General features: G+C 39.0%; 16 protein-coding genes and 1 pseudogene. 7 read left to right on the top strand and 10 right to left on the bottom strand.

All coding sequences use genetic code 11. From position 1 onward, the window contains the following. Window positions 1–384 precede the first annotated feature (384 nt). The 3 genes from V7K69_RS04835 to V7K69_RS04825 all read left to right on the top strand — a co-directional run bounded on the left by V7K69_RS04835 (window position 385) and on the right by V7K69_RS04825 (window position 3,731). Window positions 385–2,109 carry an ABC1 kinase family protein gene (locus V7K69_RS04835; RefSeq protein WP_335031931.1) on the top strand — a complete coding sequence of 575 codons (1,725 nt, stop codon included), beginning with the start codon at window positions 385–387 and terminating at the stop codon, window positions 2,107–2,109. A 26-nt stretch (window positions 2,110–2,135) separates the two neighbouring features. Beyond that, window positions 2,136–2,510 carry a hypothetical protein gene (locus V7K69_RS04830; RefSeq protein WP_335031929.1) on the top strand — a complete coding sequence of 125 codons (375 nt, stop codon included), beginning with the start codon at window positions 2,136–2,138 and terminating at the stop codon, window positions 2,508–2,510. A gap of 336 nt (window positions 2,511–2,846) precedes the next feature. Then, on the top strand, window positions 2,847–3,731 hold the full coding sequence (locus V7K69_RS04825) for a hypothetical protein (protein WP_335031927.1): 885 nt from the start codon (window positions 2,847–2,849) through the stop codon (window positions 3,729–3,731). A gap of 53 nt (window positions 3,732–3,784) precedes the next feature. On the opposite strand, the gene V7K69_RS04820 is transcribed toward V7K69_RS04825, so the two are convergent. From V7K69_RS04820 to V7K69_RS04785, 8 genes are all read right to left on the bottom strand, one after another. After that, window positions 3,785–4,822: an Npun_R2821/Npun_R2822 family protein gene (locus V7K69_RS04820; protein ID WP_335031925.1), complete on the bottom strand. Its 1,038-nt coding sequence runs from the start codon at window positions 4,820–4,822 to the stop codon at window positions 3,785–3,787. Between the two features lie 16 nt (window positions 4,823–4,838). After that, on the bottom strand, window positions 4,839–5,729 hold the full coding sequence (locus V7K69_RS04815; RefSeq protein ID WP_335031923.1) for an Npun_R2821/Npun_R2822 family protein: 891 nt from the start codon (window positions 5,727–5,729) through the stop codon (window positions 4,839–4,841). A gap of 3 nt (window positions 5,730–5,732) precedes the next feature. Beyond that, window positions 5,733–6,713: an Npun_R2821/Npun_R2822 family protein gene (locus V7K69_RS04810; protein ID WP_335031921.1), complete on the bottom strand. Its 981-nt coding sequence runs from the start codon at window positions 6,711–6,713 to the stop codon at window positions 5,733–5,735. Between the two features lie 3 nt (window positions 6,714–6,716). Beyond that, window positions 6,717–7,676 carry a glycosyltransferase family 10 domain-containing protein gene (locus V7K69_RS04805; RefSeq protein ID WP_335031919.1) on the bottom strand — a complete coding sequence of 320 codons (960 nt, stop codon included), beginning with the start codon at window positions 7,674–7,676 and terminating at the stop codon, window positions 6,717–6,719. Window positions 7,677–7,717: 41 nt separating this feature from the next. Then, on the bottom strand, window positions 7,718–8,941 hold the full coding sequence (locus V7K69_RS04800; RefSeq protein WP_442936118.1) for a glycosyltransferase family 4 protein: 1,224 nt from the start codon (window positions 8,939–8,941) through the stop codon (window positions 7,718–7,720). Continuing rightward, a complete protein-coding gene (locus tag V7K69_RS04795) occupies window positions 8,934–11,255 on the bottom strand; it encodes an ABC transporter ATP-binding protein (RefSeq protein ID WP_335031917.1) in 2,322 nt (773 codons plus the stop codon). Before V7K69_RS04795 ends, V7K69_RS04800 begins: the two co-directional genes overlap by 8 nt. A gap of 311 nt (window positions 11,256–11,566) precedes the next feature. Beyond that, window positions 11,567–12,730, bottom strand: coding sequence for a glycosyltransferase family 4 protein (locus V7K69_RS04790; RefSeq protein ID WP_335031915.1), 1,164 nt, complete (start codon window positions 12,728–12,730; stop codon window positions 11,567–11,569). 18 nt (window positions 12,731–12,748) lie between these two features. Further along, window positions 12,749–13,591, bottom strand: coding sequence for a hypothetical protein (locus V7K69_RS04785; protein ID WP_335031913.1), 843 nt, complete (start codon window positions 13,589–13,591; stop codon window positions 12,749–12,751). Window positions 13,592–13,997: 406 nt separating this feature from the next. Between V7K69_RS04785 and gloB the strand changes: the two genes are divergently transcribed. The 3 genes from gloB (at window position 13,998) to dnaB (ending at window position 18,470) form a co-directional block, all read left to right on the top strand. Beyond that, a complete protein-coding gene (gene gloB, locus V7K69_RS04780; RefSeq protein WP_335031911.1) occupies window positions 13,998–14,771 on the top strand; it encodes a hydroxyacylglutathione hydrolase in 774 nt (257 codons plus the stop codon). A gap of 291 nt (window positions 14,772–15,062) precedes the next feature. Beyond that, entirely contained in the window at window positions 15,063–15,521 is a 459-nt protein-coding gene (gene rplI, locus V7K69_RS04775; RefSeq protein WP_335031909.1) for a 50S ribosomal protein L9, read from the top strand. Between the two features lie 117 nt (window positions 15,522–15,638). Then, the gene (gene dnaB, locus V7K69_RS04770; RefSeq protein WP_335031907.1) at window positions 15,639–18,470 is read left to right on the top strand and encodes a replicative DNA helicase; all 2,832 of its coding nucleotides are present in this window, start codon (window positions 15,639–15,641) and stop codon (window positions 18,468–18,470) included. 124 nt (window positions 18,471–18,594) lie between these two features. On the opposite strand, the gene V7K69_RS04765 is transcribed toward dnaB, so the two are convergent. Both V7K69_RS04765 and V7K69_RS04760 read right to left on the bottom strand, forming a co-directional pair. Next, the gene (locus V7K69_RS04765; protein WP_335031905.1) at window positions 18,595–19,116 is read right to left on the bottom strand and encodes an FKBP-type peptidyl-prolyl cis-trans isomerase; all 522 of its coding nucleotides are present in this window, start codon (window positions 19,114–19,116) and stop codon (window positions 18,595–18,597) included. A gap of 78 nt (window positions 19,117–19,194) precedes the next feature. After that, window positions 19,195–19,518, bottom strand: coding sequence for a phasin family protein (locus V7K69_RS04760; protein ID WP_012409359.1), 324 nt, complete (start codon window positions 19,516–19,518; stop codon window positions 19,195–19,197). Window positions 19,519–19,652: 134 nt separating this feature from the next. Between V7K69_RS04760 and V7K69_RS04755 the strand changes: the two are divergent. Next, window positions 19,653–19,796 (top strand): annotated as a pseudogene (locus tag V7K69_RS04755) (TIGR03792 family protein); the annotation flags it as partial. Between the last annotated feature and the right edge of the window lie 326 nt (window positions 19,797–20,122).

Raw genomic sequence — 20,122 nt, 5'->3', positions numbered from 1 at the left:
TGAGCGGTTTCTGTTTAATTTAAGTTTATCTACTTACTACTGTAATATGTAGCTGAAAGCAAACATGGTTACGGATTTTTCATATCCTACCCAAATTTACAGATACAGGTAGATATTTATATTTATATAAAATAAGGTTAAGAAAAGATAAAATCACCGAAAAGACGGATAAGTAGTTGTAGTTTTATAAAGTATAATTAAGAAAAAGATAAACAAATCTAGGAAGTAATTTAGGCTAAAACTGCCTCGAACAGTACCCCAGAAAGGCAGGGTTCGAGTTGTTTCAGATAAAAAACTACCGCTATCTTTTGCCTACAACTAACTTGTAGGTTTACTAGAGAAACAATCATTGTAAATTTTTCAGTTGAAGAGGCAAATAAAGGCGTGGGTCAGTATCAACCTACTCAGCTAAAGCTCTATAATCCAGATGCGATCGCTCGCTATTATAGTTACCGTCCTTGGCTAGCCTGGGGGCGACTGCTGAGAATTATCTCCTCTTTTGCAGTATTTATAATCAGTCTCAAGTGGGACGAATGGCAAGACAAAGTTGAGCAGAACAAAGGCAAACGAGCTATCCAGTTGCGAGAACTGCTCACCCGCCTCGGGCCGACTTTTATTAAAGTTGGTCAAGCCCTCTCCACCAGACCTGACTTAATACGTAAGGATTTTCTCGAAGAACTAATCAAGTTACAAGATCAGTTACCACCTTTCGATAATGCGATCGCTTACAAAATTATCGAAACCGAGCTAGATCGTCCAATTGATGAATGTTTTAGCGAACTCTCACCTCACCCAGTCGCAGCAGCTAGCTTGGGTCAAGTATACCGTGGTCGTCTAATCAGTGGCGAAGAAGTCGCAGTGAAGGTGCAACGCCCCAACTTACGCCCGACTCTCACCCGCGACCTCTATCTATTGCGCTGGGGTGCGAGTTGGGTAGCTCCTTGGTTACCTCTGAATCTCGGTCACGACCTCACTTTAATCGTGGACGAGTTTGGCACGAAGCTATTTGAAGAAATCGACTATATAAATGAAGGCCGCAACGCCGAAAAATTTGCTAGCAATTTCCGCAACGACCCACAAGTTAAAGTTCCAGGAATTTACTGGCGTTATACCAATACCCACGTTTTAACCCTGGAATGGATTAACGGCTTCAAGCTGACGGATACTAAAAGCATCCGCGAAGCAGGTTTAGACCCAGAAGCGATTATCCAAATTGGCGTGACTTCAGGATTACAACAGCTCCTAGAACACGGCTTCTTTCATGCTGACCCCCATCCCGGTAATTTATTTGCTGTACCCGATGGCCGGATGGCTTATATCGACTTCGGCATGATGGATCAGTTGGAAGAAAACAGCAAAGAAACACTAGTAGATGCGCTAGTGCATTTGGTGAATAAAGACTATACCGACTTAGCCGAAGACTTTGTAAAATTAGGATTTCTGACTCCAGACACGAATATTTGCCCGATAGTGCCAGCATTAGAAGCGGTGCTAGGAAACGCCATTGGCAAAAATGTCAAGCATTTTAACTTCAAAACGATTACCGATGAATTTTCGGAACTGATGTACGAATATCCTTTCCGAGTTCCGGCGAAGTTTGCTTTGATTATTCGTTCCTTGGTGACTCAAGAAGGTATTGCCCTGAGCCTCAACCCAGATTTCAAAATTGTGGAAGTGGGTTATCCCTACATAGCACGGCGGCTACTGACAGGGGAATCGCCTGATTTACGGCGGCGCTTATTGAATGTGTTATTCAAAGATGGTAAATTTCAGTGGCAGCGTTTAGAGAATTTAATTGCGATCGCTCGTAGCGATAACAACTTTGATGTATTGCCCACAGCTCAGATGGGTTTCCAATTTTTAATGTCGGAAGAAGGCAAGTTTCTGCGGCGACAGCTGGTGCTAGCTCTCACCGAAGATGACCGCCTGCACACCGAAGATGTCCAGCGTCTGTGGAATCTGGTTAAAGATGACTTAAAACCGGATCGTTTATTAAATGCAGCGATCGGCATTTTAACAAATTTATCTAGAGAAGGCGCAGCAGCTATTCTCCCAAAAGCTGCATTTCTAGTGCCTTTTACTGAAAACCAGTCAGCAATTAAAAACTAAAAACCTATAAATCAGGAGTTTTAATAATGTACTATTTTCCTCTACAACCACCCTATTTCCTTTTACTTGTTGGCTTTTTGACAGCATTAACATCTGGTTTGGCATTATCTGGCACTTTGAAAGTAATTGTGCAGAATTGGCCAAGCGAAAAAGCAGAAAATATTGAACCACGTTCCTCTCTAAAACAATTACTTGTGCCATTTATCGGCATAACTGTCGGTACTTCTCTATTTTTGTTTTCAGGTTTAGCGATATTTGGCTTTCCCTCCACGTTGGCTTTAGGAGTCGGTCTACCAATTAGTTTGTTTACTTGCTTATTAGTTTGGTTGCAGTTAGGAAGTATGATGACTTTTATAGAACGTGAAGGAATGCAATCTCTAGATTTAGATTCTTTTTCTTAGATTGATAAAATATGTTTAAGTTATTATTAACTGAACTGTCTTGATATAGGAATAAACTTAAATGCTCACCAGATATGGTGAGCATTTATATTTTTGTAGTAAGCTTTTCTCAAGGCTTAAGTATAGATGCAATTAATTCATGTCTTAACATCTTTTAGGAATTGCATAGAATTGTAGTAATTAGGAAAAATAGGTACTATTACAGTAGTCAGTACCCATATTATATATGTGAATATAGTGTTTGATTTAAATCGAAACAATTTGCATGATTCTTCTGTCTCTAAACAAATTTTTAATATTAGTCTCAGCCAAATTTCATTTCAACAATAAAATCTTATGAACCAAGAAAAATCAGACATTTGTTTTTGCACTTTAGCTTTAGGTAAAAGATATCGCTCTCATGCTTTCCTATTAGCTCAAGATATCGAAAAAAATTCGCCAGGAATATATTTAATTGTCCTAACAGATAAGCCAGAAGAATTTAAAATATATCCTAACGTTTTAGCATTTAAACATGAACAACAGAGCATTGGTTGTTACCACGATAAAAGGTTTGTAATTGCCAAAGCAATATCACTGTTTAATACTTGTATATTTGTCGATGCAGATATCAGAATATTAGATAAGTTACAACCAGATATAAAATGGCTTCCTGGTATAACAGCAAGAAGTTGTACCAGTATTGTCAAACACAATCAAGAATATATCAATTCAGCAAATGATGATTACAAGGCAAATAGAGTTAGAGATTTGACCATTCTGAGCAAACTAGCACAAAAACTAGACCTGGATTTAGAAGATACTAATATTCAGTTTGTCATGGAAATGTTATTTGTAGTTACAAGGCAAGATGGGCGGGAAATCGAATTTATTAAGTACTGGGAAACTATTGCACTTTACTGTGAGCTAAATGGTTTTTATAGTGCTGAGGGTTATGCAATAGGATTAGCTGCTGCTAAAGCGGGATTACCAGTTCGATGGGATGCTATGGACGGTATTGTTTATTTCAAGGATTGGGTAGAACGGCAGAAAATCAAAAAGGGACAAGCAAATCCAGATGAAACGCTGATATATTTTCAACAGCACGAAGCGATTGAATACCACAAAAATTCACTTTCACAAAAGCTACTGCATAAGCTAAATAAATTTATTGGTTATTACTATCGGTACTTGCGTTTAAGACTTGCGGCATTGAGTAATTTTAATTTTTATCACCGATGAAAATTTAAAAAAAATCAACAAGCTGATTTAATTGGCATATCTTTGCTGAGTTATTAGTAACCGTTAATTCTATCCTTGAAGTTACGATACTTTAATTTAATATTGTTTACTCTTTGCTGAATAAAACTACTAGTAGACTTTTGTAAAAGTGTTATCTGGCTGGGGCGGGTAAAACTTTGAGGACGTTTTTCAGGTGATTTTAAATAGCGATAATATAAGAAAACATCGCGGTAAGGGATATCTACATCTTCACCTCCACAAAGCCGCACAAAAGCTGAAGAAGATACACTCATATAGTGTAAGTAGGTCAATCTCCGCCCTTGGTCATAGAGGATATTATCTACCACATCAAATTTAGAACTCCAGTGATTACCAGTTGCCTGCTCGCAGTTATAAAAAGCAAAGTTATAATAGGAAATCCCACTTCTTAACACCATGTAGTTAAATAAAGATTGGTCAGGTGCCAAAAAAGCCATAACATCTGCCTCACCCGATATTAATTTGCCCATTAAATCGGCTCTTATGGCTGGAGAAAAAATATTTTTCTTGGTTGCAAACCAACCAGCACAAAATACTTTATCTTGCAAGTTTTCTGAATTGAAAATTTGCTGCATAAGCTCTGGTGAACCATCAAAAATAAATTTTAAGTCAGACTTATATTGAAAATCATTGACTACCCAATCAGATGTATCTAATTTTTCAAATACATAATCTACTGGCCCCATTAACAAGGTATCTGCATCAAAATAAATAAATCTATCAAAGGGGCCATCCACAGCACAAAATTTGCGGTGCATTGGTAACTCATAGAGTTCTGAAAAACCCCACTCTCGCCAAGTTCTTTGCGCTCTAGGATAATTTTTCCATATCTGAGTCGCAAAGTTATCCCAATAAGCTATGGAATCAGAATCTTCAAATAAGCTGATATTATCTCTAGATGCAATCTCTGCTTTTACTTTATCTAAGCGCTGATTATATGGAAGTATACAAATAGGAATTTTCCTACCAGCATTAGCTTCTATACTGTTGAGCAATGCTACTAGTTGGTCATAGACAACATCATTGGCTAGGATGTAGATACCATCAATCATTGGGATACTCCTAATATTAAGTGCGGGCTGCAACAAAAGGAAATAAACGGCGAGTCAGTTTGGAGATGAAAGCGAATTTACCCTCATGGAGATAGCGATAGTGTTCCCACAATTGCCAATAGGGACTACCAGTTTTCATCCGCGTACCAGCCCAGTGGAGATATTTGAGTCGTTGTCCTCGGTCATAGAGGGCATAATCTTGCTGTTGGAAACTTTGTGAACCTGCCCAACTACCAGGCCCACCACCAGGAATTTTGACGAGATTTCCACGTTTAGCAATCAGTTTGAGAACAAGATAATTTAAAATTGGTTGGTCTGTAACTCCTTCAGAAAAATCGAAATATTCACGATGCGCTGCACACTCGCGCAAAGCTTCATCCATTTGTTCTTCAGTAATAACTCCTTTTCTCGAAGCCCAAAAGCCACTGTTAAAAACATCTTGAAGTTGAGCATCAGAAAAAATTTGTTGCTCTTTCACAAATGGAGAAAAGATATTTCGCAGTTTGTCATTAGCATGATGGTAATCACAACAGAAGAAATCGACTTCTGAAAGTTTGTCTAAATTGTCGGCGATTTTTTCAAAAACGACAATATCTGTATCAATATAAATAAATTCATCTAAAGGGCCAAACCACGCCACCAGTTTACGCATTTTGTTTGGTAAGGCGAGGAAGTCTCGATCAAAAATTTCTCCGATGCGTTTGGTAAATTTATCAATAAGTTCCAAATCAGGGAAAATTTGCACTTTGTGTAAGGTAGAAAGCTGTTCTTCTACCTTGTGATAATTTTCGTTAAATGGTATCAGATAAATGGTTACTTCTGGATCATAGTAACGAATACTATTTAGTAAAGCGATCGCATTATCAATAACACGATCGTTGGCAACAATATAAATTCCCCTACTCATAAATTATCCTTGGTTAATTAACTTAAGTTTTCGCAAAGCTCTTGTAAGTAAATTTGGTACTGGAGCGTCATTATAACTTTTGGGAGGATTGTTAAAAACTGGACGCTTTTCGGGTTCGTGTAAGTAACGATAATAGAGAAATAAATCTCGATAGGGAAACTCAATATTTTCTCCAGCACAGACTGCTTGATTGATATTAGGAGGGATACCAATATAATGAAGGTAGGTTAGCCGATTGCCTTTATCGTAAAGAAGGTGTTCCCGTTCCTCGAAGTGCTTAGATGTGGCAGAACATCCTGTCTTTGCATTATCTGGTAGTTGACGAGCAAAGTTATAAATAGAAAGATTAGACCTCATTACCATGTAGTTTATCAGTGGTTGTTCTCCAGCACCACCATACAAAATTTCCGCCTCACCATTTTGTAAATGCGATATGAGTAGATCTCTTTGTTCTAAGTTAAATATTCCTCGTTTTGCGCCATAGAAACCGGAGCAAAAAATTTCAGAATCAATCCGTTTTTGCTCGAAAACTTCTAGTAATTTTGGCGAGTTAACATTATATATCTTACTAACGTCTTTAAATTGGAAATCGTAGACAACAAAATCATAAGTATCTAGCTTTTCAAACACCGATGCCAGAGAATTCATCACCAAGGTGTCTGCATCTAAATAGATAAATTTATCGAATGGCCCATCAAAGGCACAAAAACGGCGGTGAGCGCCATACAACCGTGATTTACTCCGATTCAATCGCTCTGGTGCTGCTGAGAGCATAAATTGATCCCAACAGTTGATTGATTCTTGATTATCGTAAAGAAATACATTAGGGCGTTTAGCTATTTCATCAGCAATTCGCTGTGTTTGATCGTCGAAAGGATATATACAAACAGGAGTTTCTGAACCTAAGATAACATCAATACTGTTGAGCAAAGCCACCAGTTGATCGAAAACATAATCATTGCCAAGGGTACAAATACCATTCATAATTTATGAGTGTTGATCAACAAAGTTTGATAACCAGTTAAGTAAGTTTAATTTATGTAAAATGATTTGACGTGCTTCTGCGATCGCATCTTTGGCAGCATACCAAGCATCAGGTGTAGCTGTCACTTCTTTGATGTAAGCAATACCTTTTTCATCTAAACTGGGCAACCGCAAAAAACTACCAGGTGGCAATAATTTATCAGCAGCCGGGCCACCATAGTAAATTGGTAGACACCAAGCAAGTAAACTATCCCAAAGTTTCTCACTTACATACCAATTATTATCAGCATAATTTTCAATTGCTAAATTGTAATAATATGGTGCCATCCCATACCATTTGTTACCTAGTTCTCCCGATTTTTTAGCTGATTCTGGTAAGTTACGCCCATATAAATCAAATTTTATGCCACTAGATTGTAAAGACTGCAAAAAGTCTAAACGCTGGCGATGTTTGGCTGTACGACTAATTCCCGAAGTAATCCAACTACATGGGGCAACCTTTTGAGGTGGTGGCATTTCATTTAAATCTTGAAATGAATTTGAGTGATACCAAATAGCAGGCATATAGTCAGGAGTCGGGGCAAAATCATCGGGGCCAGAAATGTAGCCACAATACTGCTGGGCTTGTTGATAATTATGATTAGTTATTTCGACAATTTCATCTAAAGGCGGTTCTCTTAGCAAATAAATAATCCGCTCTTTGTTGACACCACGCAGTAGAGAATCAACATTTACTACTGATTTTTGCTGCCGTTTGCGAAAGCTATCTAACCAAGATTTTTGTGGCGCTGCTTGGGGAAAATCAAATTGATACATCAGTAGAAAATCTGGTTTGGTTGCTAGTGCCTGCATTTGCATATTGCCCCAAACTCCAAATTGATGCGGGGTTTGTTGCCACAGCCAATCGGCTCTAGTTTCTAAACCTCGATAGCTACTAATCATCCCTACAGTTTTTATAGTCATTTTAGTTATTAGTCATTTATCATTTATCTTCTAGATTCTTTTTATGCGATAAATAGGGGTAGCAGAGATTCATCAACATAACTAAGAATTTTTGCGGCTCGATTTTCCCAAGAAAATTGCTTGACAAATTCGATACTATCTGGATAACCTTCTATTCTTCTAGGATGAGTTTCTAAAACCTGCTTTAGACTTTCGGCAAATTTTCTCGGGTTATCTGGTTCACACCAAGCAGCGATGGCTTTTGTATCTTGAAACTCAACTAATGAAGGAATTTTCGTCGAGACAATGGGAGTTCCAGAGGCGAAGTAGTCAAACAGCTTTAAAGGAGATGTGAAAGTTGCGGCTTTCCCGGAACAATGAGGGTGAGCTAAAACATCTGCTGCTTGTAGCAAAGACGCTAACTCATTATGCAAAACATAGCCCAAAAATTGAATATTATAAACCTGTTTTTCTTTTACCAATTGCTGATAATATTCTACTTCTGCTGGCTTACCACCCGCACATGCAAATTGCACATTAGGCATTTCATTCGCCACATCAATTAGTACATCAATACCTTTAAATTGCTGTAATGCTCCCGCATAAACTACCAATTTTTGGTTTTCATCTCGCAATAGTTTTTGTCGCCATTCTGCGGCTTTTTCTGGTTGCCTCTGCATAAACAAGCGATTGAAACCATTGTGTAGCTTAATTACTTTTTCTGGCGGCATTCCATTTTTAATCATGCTTTCACGGATTGTTTCTACAACGGTGACAGCTATTTGTAGCAGTGGATTTGTAACAATTTCTTGCTCAAATGGTTTCTCTTCATGGTGGTGGTGTTCATAAATTGCCGGAATGCCATTTTTGATGGCAGCTTTGACAAAATTCCAGTTGCGACTGTGGACAAGTCTAGTAGTTGGAAGTATATGAAATGGTAAATAATACTTGCTTGCAATAGTGTTGGAGTCAGTAAATTTGCTCGCAAAATGGTCAATCGGCCAAGGCATCGGTAATGGAGCAACTTTTAATTTGTCATGGAGATTGTAATATTCAAGAAGTTCTGTTGGTGTTTTTCTCGGTTTAAAAGGACGTAATAAATTAATTGGGTTATTAGCTTTTGCTCCTTTTTCTGGGTATACCAAAACTGTTGAGTATCCCAAGTTAGCGGCAGCATTAGCTGCATTTGTAGACTGTACTAGGTGAGCCTCCGGCTGGGGTAATTCTTCACCAATGAAAAAAATGTAGTGTTTTTTTAAAGTATTATTTTCCATGCTTTTAGACATTAATACTATCCTCAAATTTTTCTAAATTACTCAGAAGACATATAGCAGATTCATAAGTTTCACTAACTAATTCATTTGGTTCTTGGGGAGTATCTATCAAATTATCTGCTAGATAGCGGAGAGAGCTAAGTATGAGATTAAGAGAACTTCTAAACTCAATGGAGAGATGATTAAAGCTTTGATAATAGTCGCTTATGATATTTTGATTTTGGTCAGAAATTGAGAGAATCTGCCCCTTTATTTGTAAGTTCATCACATCCTCAAAAATATCAATGGTGTTGATAATTCTCCAGGCTGATTTGTAAGATTCTTCAATTAATTTGTGCCGTTCTTGAGAATCATTTTCCAGATCATCAAGTAATAAGCGCAGTAATCCAATCATTGAGTTCAACTGTGTCCGAATTTCGTGAGAGATCCGGAGCAAGCTTTGATTGTGTTTAGTAGTGGCTTCGGGACGATCAACAAATTTCTTTGAGTTTAGGCGCATTGCCTTAATAATTTTTGTCTGAATCAAATTTTTATTAGGGCGATCGCTAAATTGCATGGAGTACAAGCGTGAATAGTAAGCACCTTTTTGCAAAAGTTCATCATGGGTTCCTATTTCTACCACCTGCCCTTGATCTAATACAGCTATTTGATCGGCTTTTTGGACTGTAGAAAGGCGGTGAGCAATTACTAGGGTGGTGCGATCGCGACTAAGATCGTCAAGAGCAGCTTGCACTAACCTTTCGGAAACGGTATCTAAAGCGCTGGTGGCCTCATCTAAAATCAGAATTTCGGGATTTTGGAGGAGGGCGCGGGCGATCGCTAATCTTTGCCTTTGTCCACCAGACAACATTACCCCGCGATCGCCAATTAGGGTGTCAAATCCTTGAGGCAATTTGCTAATAAACTCATAAGCATTTGCCCGCTTTGCTGCTGTCAAAATCTCATCGTCAGTAGCCTCTGCTCGCCCATAAGCGATGTTATTTTGCACCGAGTCATTAAAAAGAAAGGTATCTTGACTGACAATCCCCATCCGCTTCCGTAGGGATACTAGCTCGAATTCCCGCAAATCGATGCCGTCAATGGTAATACTGCCAGCGATCGGGTCATAAAATCTGGGTAAAAGGTCTGCCAAAGTAGATTTACCAGCCCCAGAACCGCCTACTAATGCTAAGGTCGTACCACGCGGTAAATATAAATTTACATCTTTGAGTACCAACTTTTCATGACCAGGGTAGGCAAAGCAAAGAGAATTAAAAGATACTCCCTCTTCTAATTTTGTGTAGGGAAGCTTACCTTTCTCCATGAACGGCTTATCGTGCAAGCTTAAAAACTCATTCGTCACATCCACACTAGCTGCGGTACTAGCAAAGTTGCTGCGAATAGTATTTAACTGAGAAATCAATGGCAGCACTCGCAGCAGCACTAACAAATATGTCAAAAGTACGGTAGAAAGAGAAGAAACCTGTTGAGCAAAGAAGGTTTTGCTCAAAAGTACAATCAGCAGTAAAGCTGTAATACCCATTACCTCACTTAGAGGTGTAATGGCTTCCGAATTAACTTGAGATTGGAAATCTGCTAACTCGCGATCGCGAATTAGTTTTTTAATCCGTTGATATTCTTTTTCTTCATTTCCCGTCGCTTTTACCAATCGAATCCCGTTTAGGGTTTCGAGTACGGAGACTGAATATGCTCTAGACATCTCACTCAGCTGCTTCCCAAAATTTCTCGACCTGGAAATGGCATACTGATTTATTAATGTCACCAACGATAGTAAAAGCGTAGCAGCAATTGTCAACTGCCAAGAAATTGACAGCAATATACTGACAAAAACTAAAATGGTAATTCCCAAGATAGCTATCTTGACTGTACTACCTATAGAACTTGCAGACCGACCAATTTCTCCACCAAGACGGTTGATTAAATCACCAACCTTCGTTTTTGCATAATAATCTATATCAATTTCTAGTAATAGCTTTAACCCCGTTTCCCGCATATCTGATGTTAGTTTTCGGGTTAAAGAACTTGATGCTAAGGAACTGGCATAAGTAGCTAAATTCTTTAAAAGAATTGTAAAGATAATCGCCCCAGCCATTACTCCTATCCGGTAAGGTTCTGGAGTATTATCAAAAGGAGATATCAAGTTTTTTAAGATAGGAGGAGCAGTACTTAAATCTACTTCTTGCCCCACGATTTTTAAAACCACTGGCACAATTAAAGCGGTGCTAATCCCATTAAATAAAGCTCCAGAAAATCCTAACAATATTGTCAGCAGAATCAAGCCTGGATAGGGTCTAGCGAATCGTAATAGCAGTTTTCTGGTAGACATTGGGTATTTCTATACAATTTTCAATTATTAATATTATTCACAAATTACTTGCCAAACTTGCTAATATCAAATAAACAAACTAAATAATTTTCAATATCCCAACAAAAGAGGCAGTTATTGCTGGAAGAATATTGCCCTATCAGAAGGGGAGATTACAAGAGCGATTTTATTACTGCCGCCATCAAAGTGAGCTTGTGGTTTGAGTCCTCATAACTTTTACGTGGTCTCAATTTATCCAAGATTTAACCCCCAACTGAAAAGTTCCTCTATTTCCCACTTTCTTCAATTTACGCTTCCTTCCATATTAATATTTACAACCGAGAAATCACCGACTTTAACACCGAAGCCATAGCCTCTATACTATAGTGTTCTACACATCTTTTTCTGGCGTTGATACCTTGCTGGTTTGCTGACTCTAAATTCTGAAAAATCCATTGAATCTGTTCAGCAATCTGTTCAGGACAAGCAGGATCGACTAAATAACCAGTATCACCTAATATTTTGGGAATATCTCCAACGCGCGTTGATAATACAGGTTTAGCCATTGCCATTCCATCTGTCAACTTTAGGGGAAATTGAGCGCGAGTTTCTGGGGTATCTCGTTGGGGAACAACTACAATGTGAGCTGCTGCTACTAAATCAGGCATCACATCCGCTGGATATTTTGGTAATTTGATAATCCAGCGTCCCCACTTTTGTTGAAGTTGCTGATCGTAATCATCATAAGGACTGCCACCTACAATCACTAGTCTTAAGTCTGGTTGATTGATTTTATCGAGCGCTATAAGAACATCTTCTAGACCTTTGTAGGGTCTTGGCGCACCAGGAAACATTAAAATACGATATTCAGATAAACCATAACGATTTCTGCTGGACTCAGCATCATATCGAGCAGGATCAAATAAAGCAGTATCCTTACCATTGGGAACAAATGTACCCCCAAAACGCTGCTGCAAAAATTGAGTATGCACTGTCACCGCATCAGCGCTACTTACCAAACCTTCCATCCATTTCACGTATAAAGGATGACAAGGATTCCTGAGTGCGCCGTCTGATTTCAACAAGTCTCTGGCTAATTGTTTGGGTGTGAAAGGATAATGCCAGTCATCGCCACCATACCAACTGAGTTCCCAATCATCTATGTCTAAAATTAAGGCTTTTTGGCTAAATAGTTTCTTTAATAAGGCAACTCCAAAACTCGCTATTTGTGGTTTGATTGCATAAATGATATCTCCATTAATTTTTGGTAAAAATTTGTTAATTTCTCCGAAAAAATCGGGAAAATTTTTACCCGGCAAATTATAAACGTTTAATTCTAATGGTAAATTTCGATATAAGTTATTTCCAAATAAAAAACCCATGATTTCAACTTCATATTCTAAGTTTCTTAGGGCTGTTGCGATCAAGTATGCACGCAAAATAGCTGCACTTGATAAATCTGAAACCAACAGCGATATCTTGGAAAAATTTTTCACTGTTTTTATACTTAATTTTTATTTAATGCGCCAAGGATTTGTAACTTGATTCGGTAAAAATACTTTAGCAAATCTGTCAAAAACCCTTGTATATAAAGAACGACTAATATCTTTAGCATATTGAGGACGATAAGGATAAGTACAGTGAAGAACTTTAATTTTATCCTGAATATCATAAGCATCCTGCCACTTGCTGAGATAATTATAGGTTGGTGGTAAGATTTTCTTATGAGGTTGTACAGATGCGATCGCAGAAGCAAAAGCCCCTTGATCTTTTAAAAGCAATTTATCTTGATTGTTTTTGACAATCTCAAAATAACGTTTAAATTCGTCAAAAAATATCTTGGTTACTTCTGTTTTTCGAAAAGCCATAAAACCGCCATTATATTGCACACTATCTGCTTGCAATGGTAATCCTACCGATTGCAAAATTGGCAGAACATTTGGCAAAAGGTCTTCTTGTTTACCACGTAATAAGTTTGTAGCCTTAAGAATAGAAGGTTGCACATCTTCCGTTAGTAAAAACTCATATTCATCTAAATAGTCAAATACATCATTAATATCCGTAAGTAAACAAATATCAGAATCTAGATAAATAGTTTTATCAAACTCAGAAGCCTCATATAGAGCCAATTTTGCTTGACGCGATGCTAAAACAGTATTTTCGTTTGCAGGTGCTGGTTTTAAAATTACATTTTTGAATGCTTTTAGCAAGGGATAAAGAACTATTGGAACTTGGTCAATTAAAATAATAATCGGCTCTTGATGAAACTTTCTGACTGCTGCTAAAAAATGAATACAATCTTGAAACGAATAAAGCCCAGTTAGAATCGTAATAAAACCTTTAGTTGGTGTTGACATAAATCAAATGAATAATTTTTGTTTACTTTGAAAATTAGATAGGTATTTATTGTCATAAAATCTTACCCTAGTTTGAGTTGTAGTCAAATTCGATAGAGTAGAGATCAGCAAAATATGAGTTTGAATATTGATTATGTTTAAGCAAAAAAATATTAAAATAAATTTAACTTTATATTTATAACTATTCCCAGAGAAAATTCACTGATAAATTCATCTATTTTTTACTTTATTTAAGTAAAATTACTGTGAAAACACAGAAGTATAATATTATAGGTAATATTGCACTACAGCTATAATAAACGAAGTATAAACACTTGATATAGCTTGTGAATGTAGCACTATTATTCACTGGAATCTAGGATTGCTACTCAATACCAAACATTTATGTTGTAAGGGAGCAGAGGTAATGCAGGTAATCCGTCTGAAAGCACTCTCAGACAACTACATATTCTTGTTGTATGACGACAAACGCAATATCGCGGCTGTTGTCGATCCAGCAGAGGCTCAACCAGTATTAAAGAAACTGGCAGAGTTAAAAGCTGATTTGGTAGCAATTTTTAACACGCACCACCATAACGATCATGTGGGTGGTAATAAGCAATTAATCGAAAAATTTCCCCAACTGATAGTTTATGGAGGAGCCGAGGATCGTGGTAGGATTCCCGGACAACAGGTATTTTTGCAACAAGGCGATCGCGTCGAGTTTGCAGACTGCATAGCTGAAGTTATCTTCGTTCCTGGACATACCCGCGCTCACATCGCTTACTACTTTCCACCCCAAGAAGCTAGTGAGACAGGCGATTTATTTTGTGGTGATACCCTATTTTCCGGCGGTTGCGGTCGTTTATTTGAAGGAACACCGACCCAAATGGTAGATTCTTTAAGCAAACTGCGTTCTCTACCTGATAATACACTTATCTGGTGTGCCCACGAATACACCTTAAAAAATCTGCAATTTGCCATAACTGTGGATGGCGACAACGCTGACTTACAAAGACGCTTCAACGAAGTAAAAGCTTACCGTAGTCGAGGAGAAGCTACCATCCCCTCACTGCTGGGAGTGGAGAAACACACCAATCCATTTTTACGTTGGGATCAGCCATCATTACAATCAACTGTTAAGAGTAGCGATGGAGTGCAAACCTTTGCGCGGATACGGGAAATGAAAAATAACTTTTAAGATTGGGAATTGGGAATTGGGCTTGGGGACAAGGAGAATTGGGGACAAGGGGAAAGACTTGTTTCAAGTTCTCACCTCTTGTCCCCTGCTCCCCTGCTCCCTTGCTTCTTCACCATTCTCCATTCCCAATTCCCAATCCCTCAACTTTTTAGTGGGAATAGTTGCGATCGCACCCTTCCTTTCGCTACGATCTGTAAGCTTTAGGGTGTAGGCAAATAAGCTTGGAATACAGCAGTGACATTGTGAGCTATCAAGCCTTACCCAAATTAATCAGATTTTACAGGAAAAACGATGGCGAAACGCGTACAGTTAGTTTTAAATCAAGATATCAGCAAGCTGGGGAAATCTGGCGACTTAGTGGAAGTAGCTCCCGGCTACGCTCGTAATTATCTGATTCCCCAAAAATTGGCAACTAATGCCACTCCTGGTATTCTCAAGCAAGTAGAACGCCGTCGTGAGCAAGAGCGTCAACGGCAATTAGAACTCAGACAACAAGCTCTTGAGCAAAAAGAATCTCTTGAAAAAGTTGGTAGCTTGACAATTGCCAAGCAAGTTGGTGAAAACGAAGCAATTTTCGGTACTATCACCAGCCAAGATGTTGTAGATGCAATTAAGGCAGCCACTGGTCAAGAAGTGGATCGGCGTGGAATTACCATCCCTGATATTAACCACCTTGGTACTTATCAAGCCGAAATCAAGCTGCATTCTGATGTAGCGGCACAAGTCGATATTCAAGTCGTCGCTAGCTAGGAAAGAGTAGGAAGAGATCAGGGGGATGAGGGAGCAGGGGTGAATTGATAACTCCTAGCTCTTGTACAGACGCGATTTATCGCGTCTCTAGCAAAATCGTCAAAACTAAAATCGTTTATGGCTGAAGAACTGAATTTTAAAGGTGATGGTAGCGATCGCCTCCCCCCACAAAATATTGAGGCCGAAGAAGCGATTTTGGGGGGTATTTTGCTAGATCCAGAAGCGATTAGTCGAGTTAGCGATCGCCTCCTTCCCGAAGCTTTTTACATTAGCGCCCATAAAGATATTTATCAGGCAGCTGTGAGGCTCCACACCCAAGGTAAACCCACAGATTTGCTTTCAGTCACAAGTTGGCTGACTGACCATGAGATGCTTACCCGTATAGGCGGCAGAAATAAATTAGCAACTCTGGTAGACCGCACAGTGTCAGCCGTGAACATCGATGCCCTCGCAGGGTTGGTGATGGAAAAATACCTGCGGCGGCAGTTAATTAAAGCTGGCAATGAAATTGTACATCTTGGTTACGAGACAGAAACCGAATTACCAACTGTTTTAGATCAGGCAGAACAGAAAGTATTCGGCGTAACCCAAGAACGTCCCCAATCGGGTTTAGTTCATATTTCTGATACTCTAATTAATAATTTTCAGGATATTGAAGATCGAAATCAAGGCATTGCCTTACCTGGTGTTCCCTGCGGATTTTACGATTTAGATGCCATGACCAGTGGCTTTCAGCGTTCTGATTTGATTATTGTCGCGGGTCGCCCATCAATGGGAAAATGCCTTAGCCATGATTCAGAAATAGTTTTGGCAGATGGAACAATTACCACAATTGAAGAATTATATAAACAACGTCATGGCTCATTATTGACCTTAAATAATGACTGGAAATTTACCTTTACTCAACCCTGTGCATTTGTAGATGATGGTATCAAACCAGTTTTTCGGGTAACAACTCGCTTAGGTAGGTCTATTGAAACTACAATCACCCACCCGTATTTGACTATTAAAGGCTGGCAAAAACTAGAAAATCTGAAAGTTGGTGATAAAATCGCTATCCCACGAAAAATAGATGTGTTTGGCTCACATTCTATGCGCGAGTGCGAAGTCAAGTTATTAGCTTATTTAATTGGCGATGGCGGATTAACTAATTGCAATCCACGATTTACAAATGGTAATTCATTACTGCAAACCGATTTTTTGCAAGCAGTTGCGGATTTTGGTGGTTTAACAGTACGTTGGGAAACTTCTCAAGGAAAACGCACACCATCACTTTGTATTCGAGGAGATTTAGAATTTATTGCTAGTCAAAGACAGGTTTTTGCTGAAAGTTTTAAACTAGCGATTCAATCGCACTCTTTGACAGGAAAAGAAATAAGTCAATTAATTGGAGTCAGTCCTACTTTACTTTGCGCTTGGAAGCAAGGAGTCTGTGTACCAAATTTAGAAACTTTTGAGCCATTAAGCGAAATTTTGCAATTAGAGTCAGAAGAGTTTGTATCTCATGGATTTGCCTGCATGAGCAAATCTCGGAAGAATTCGCTAACGCTTTGGTTAGAAGAATTAGGTTTATGGGGCAAAGATGCTCATTCTAAAACTATACCAAATATCTTTTTTAAGTTAGAGCGATCGCAAATAGCCTTATTCCTTAATCGTCTGTTTGCCACTGATGGATGGGCTGCACTGCTTACTAGCGGACAATCACAGTTAGGCTATGCAACAGTCAGCGAAAAACTAGCAAGGCAAATTCAACATCTGTTATTAAGATTTGGCATTATTGCATCTCTCAAAAAACGGTCTGTTAAGTATAAAAATACCCGCAGACCAGCATGGCAATTAGATATTACTGATGCCTTATCTATTAAAACTTTTATCGCAGAAATAGGTATCTTCAGTAAAGAAGAAGCAATAGAAAAAGTTGCAGCAGCAATATCTCAAAAAAGATATCAAACTAATCGTGACTTGATACCTGTAGAGATTTGGGAACAAATAGCATTAGCAAAAGGTAATGAAACTTGGAGTAGTTTAGCTAGAAATGCAGGGATTCAAGGGACAACAAATATTCATGTTGGTAAACGTGCCCTAAAACGGGAAAGACTTTGGATACTAGCTACAGCTTTAGATAATTTACCACTTCAACAGTTAGCAAATAGTGATGTTTATTGGGATGAAATAGTTGCGATTGAGTCGGTGGGTAACAAGCAGGTTTATGACTTAACAATTCCAGAAACACACAATTTTGTTGCTAATGATATCTGTGTACACAATACAGCCTTTTGCTTAAACCTTGCTCATAATATCGCCGCTTCTTATAAATTACCAGTTGCTTTTTTTAGTTTGGAAATGTCCAAAGAGCAATTGACCCAACGGTTATTAGCTAGTGAAGCGCAAATTGAAAGTAGTTATCTGCGGACTGGTCGCCTCAGTCAAACACAATGGGAACCTTTAAGCCGTGCTATTGGTATCCTTTCGGAGATGCCAATTTATATTGACGACACGCCGAATATTACAGTTACACAAATGCGTAGTCAGGCACGAAGACTGCAAGCGGAAGTTGGAACTGAATTAGGATTAATTGTAATAGATTACTTGCAATTGATGGAAGGAGCAGGCGATAATCGAGTTCAAGAATTGTCAAAAATTACGCGTCAACTTAAAGGTTTAGCGCGGGAATTATCTGTACCAGTTATTGCTTTATCTCAGTTAAGTCGAGGGGTGGAAGCGCGTACTAACAAACGCCCGATGTTATCTGATTTGAGAGAAAGTGGAAGTATTGAACAAGACGCGGATTTAGTAATAATGTTGTACCGCGACGAATACTACTCTCCCGATACTCCCGATCGCGGCATTGCAGAAGTAATTATAGCTAAACACCGCAACGGGCCAACAGGGACAGCGAAACTTTTGTTTAATCCACAGTTTACAAAGTTTCAAAATTTAAAAATTTAGCCGTTGAATTGGGGACTGGGGACTGGGGAAGAAGCAGGGGAGCAGGGAGCAGGGGGAAAATTCCTCTCCTCTGCACCCTTTCCCCTTGCCCTGTGCCTCTTCTCAATGCCCAATGCCCCAATCTTTATTTAACTCCCAGCAATTCCACATCAAAAATTAGAGTTGCATTGGGTGGAATCACGCCACCAGCACCACGAGCGCCATAGCCTAACTCAGATGGGATGATTAACTTACGACGGCCGCCGACTTTAATTGTGCTAACTCCCTCGTCCCAACCTTTGATTACCTGTCCTACGCCAATTTTAAAGCTGAAGGGTTGGCCGCGATCGCGTGAACTATCAAACTTAGTACCATCTTCTAGAGTGCCGACATAGTGAACTTCAACCGTTTGTCCTGGTTGAGGAGTCGCGCCAGTCCCCTCTTTTAACTCCACATACTTCAATCCAGATGGAGTAGTTACGGCATTAGCGTCAGACATAGTATTACTCGCAATTAAGATATTGTTTTCAGTTACAGTTGTGGCCGGTGGCGGCGTTTGGGTTAACTGAGCAGCAATGGCAGTATTCTGTTTACTGCCTACTTGCCCCACAGCCAAAAGCACAACACACACCAGCATGAACGCCACGCTGAGGAAAATTGGTTTCAAAATCAGTTCTCCTTACTTAAGTATCCTGGCAAAAAGATTACCAATAGGACACAATTAGTTTAAATCAGAAAGGACATCTTAACGCCAAAGCTTATTTTCCAAATCGCGCAATTGCCGCTCTAAACGGTCAATTCTACCCCGTAGTTCGTCCACCTCCGACTGTCGAGCTACGCCTAAATCTTGCATCATATTTCGCATTTGTCGTTGCATTTGGACATCCCAGTTTCCCTGCTCCGACTTTAACTGCTGGGCAATATCATCTATAACTGCCTTAGCTTGCTCAGGATTGAGCTTACCATCTTTAACCAAGTCATCGCTAACTTGGCGCAGTTTTTCTGCTACTAAAGACGTTGTGCCAAGACCCATCATCATTAGCTGTTGTAACCAGTTGTTGTTATCCATATTCCCTTCCTCTTACTTGTGTCAAACCAGCTGACCCTTGCTCCTGGTGTAGGCAATCAAGCTATGCAAAAAGCGTAGTTCTTCTAGCCTACATCTCTATTTTGGCAAATTAGCAAACACAGAGAGCGCAGTGTGTGATTATAGAACTACTCAAGTTTCAGGTTGCCCCAGATTTAAGGGAAAATTTTATCCAGAAGGACACGCAAATTTTGACAACAGCGCTGGCTGAATATCCTGGGTTTCTCGGTAAAAAGGTTTGGATCAACCCTGATGATCCTACATAAGTTATGCCGATCAGTCTCAATTAACCAAAACAAGGGGCAAAATCCCCTTGTTTTGAAGGTAAGAGCTTGTCAGGAAACAACCTTCCTTCTTTTTAATTAGAAATGCTTTCTCAGTAAGCTTTTTAGGTGGCAAATTGTAAAAGTTGTTTCTTGACAGGCTCTAAGTAAAATTCCGTCACAGAGACTAGTCGTCTGTGTCATAAATTCTGATACGTGAGGGTGGTGAGATCCCCGACTTCTTTAAGGATGCTGTTGGCGAATAGGGGGTCTTACCCCCTAATAAGGTTAGGAACAGCTAGTAAGAAGATAAAACTAATGGA

The sequence above is a fragment of the Nostoc sp. genome (assembly GCF_036917775.1).
In the GTDB taxonomy this organism is placed as follows: Bacteria; Cyanobacteriota; Cyanobacteriia; order Cyanobacteriales; family Nostocaceae; genus Nostoc.
This window is presented reverse-complemented; position numbering and strand designations above follow the sequence as displayed.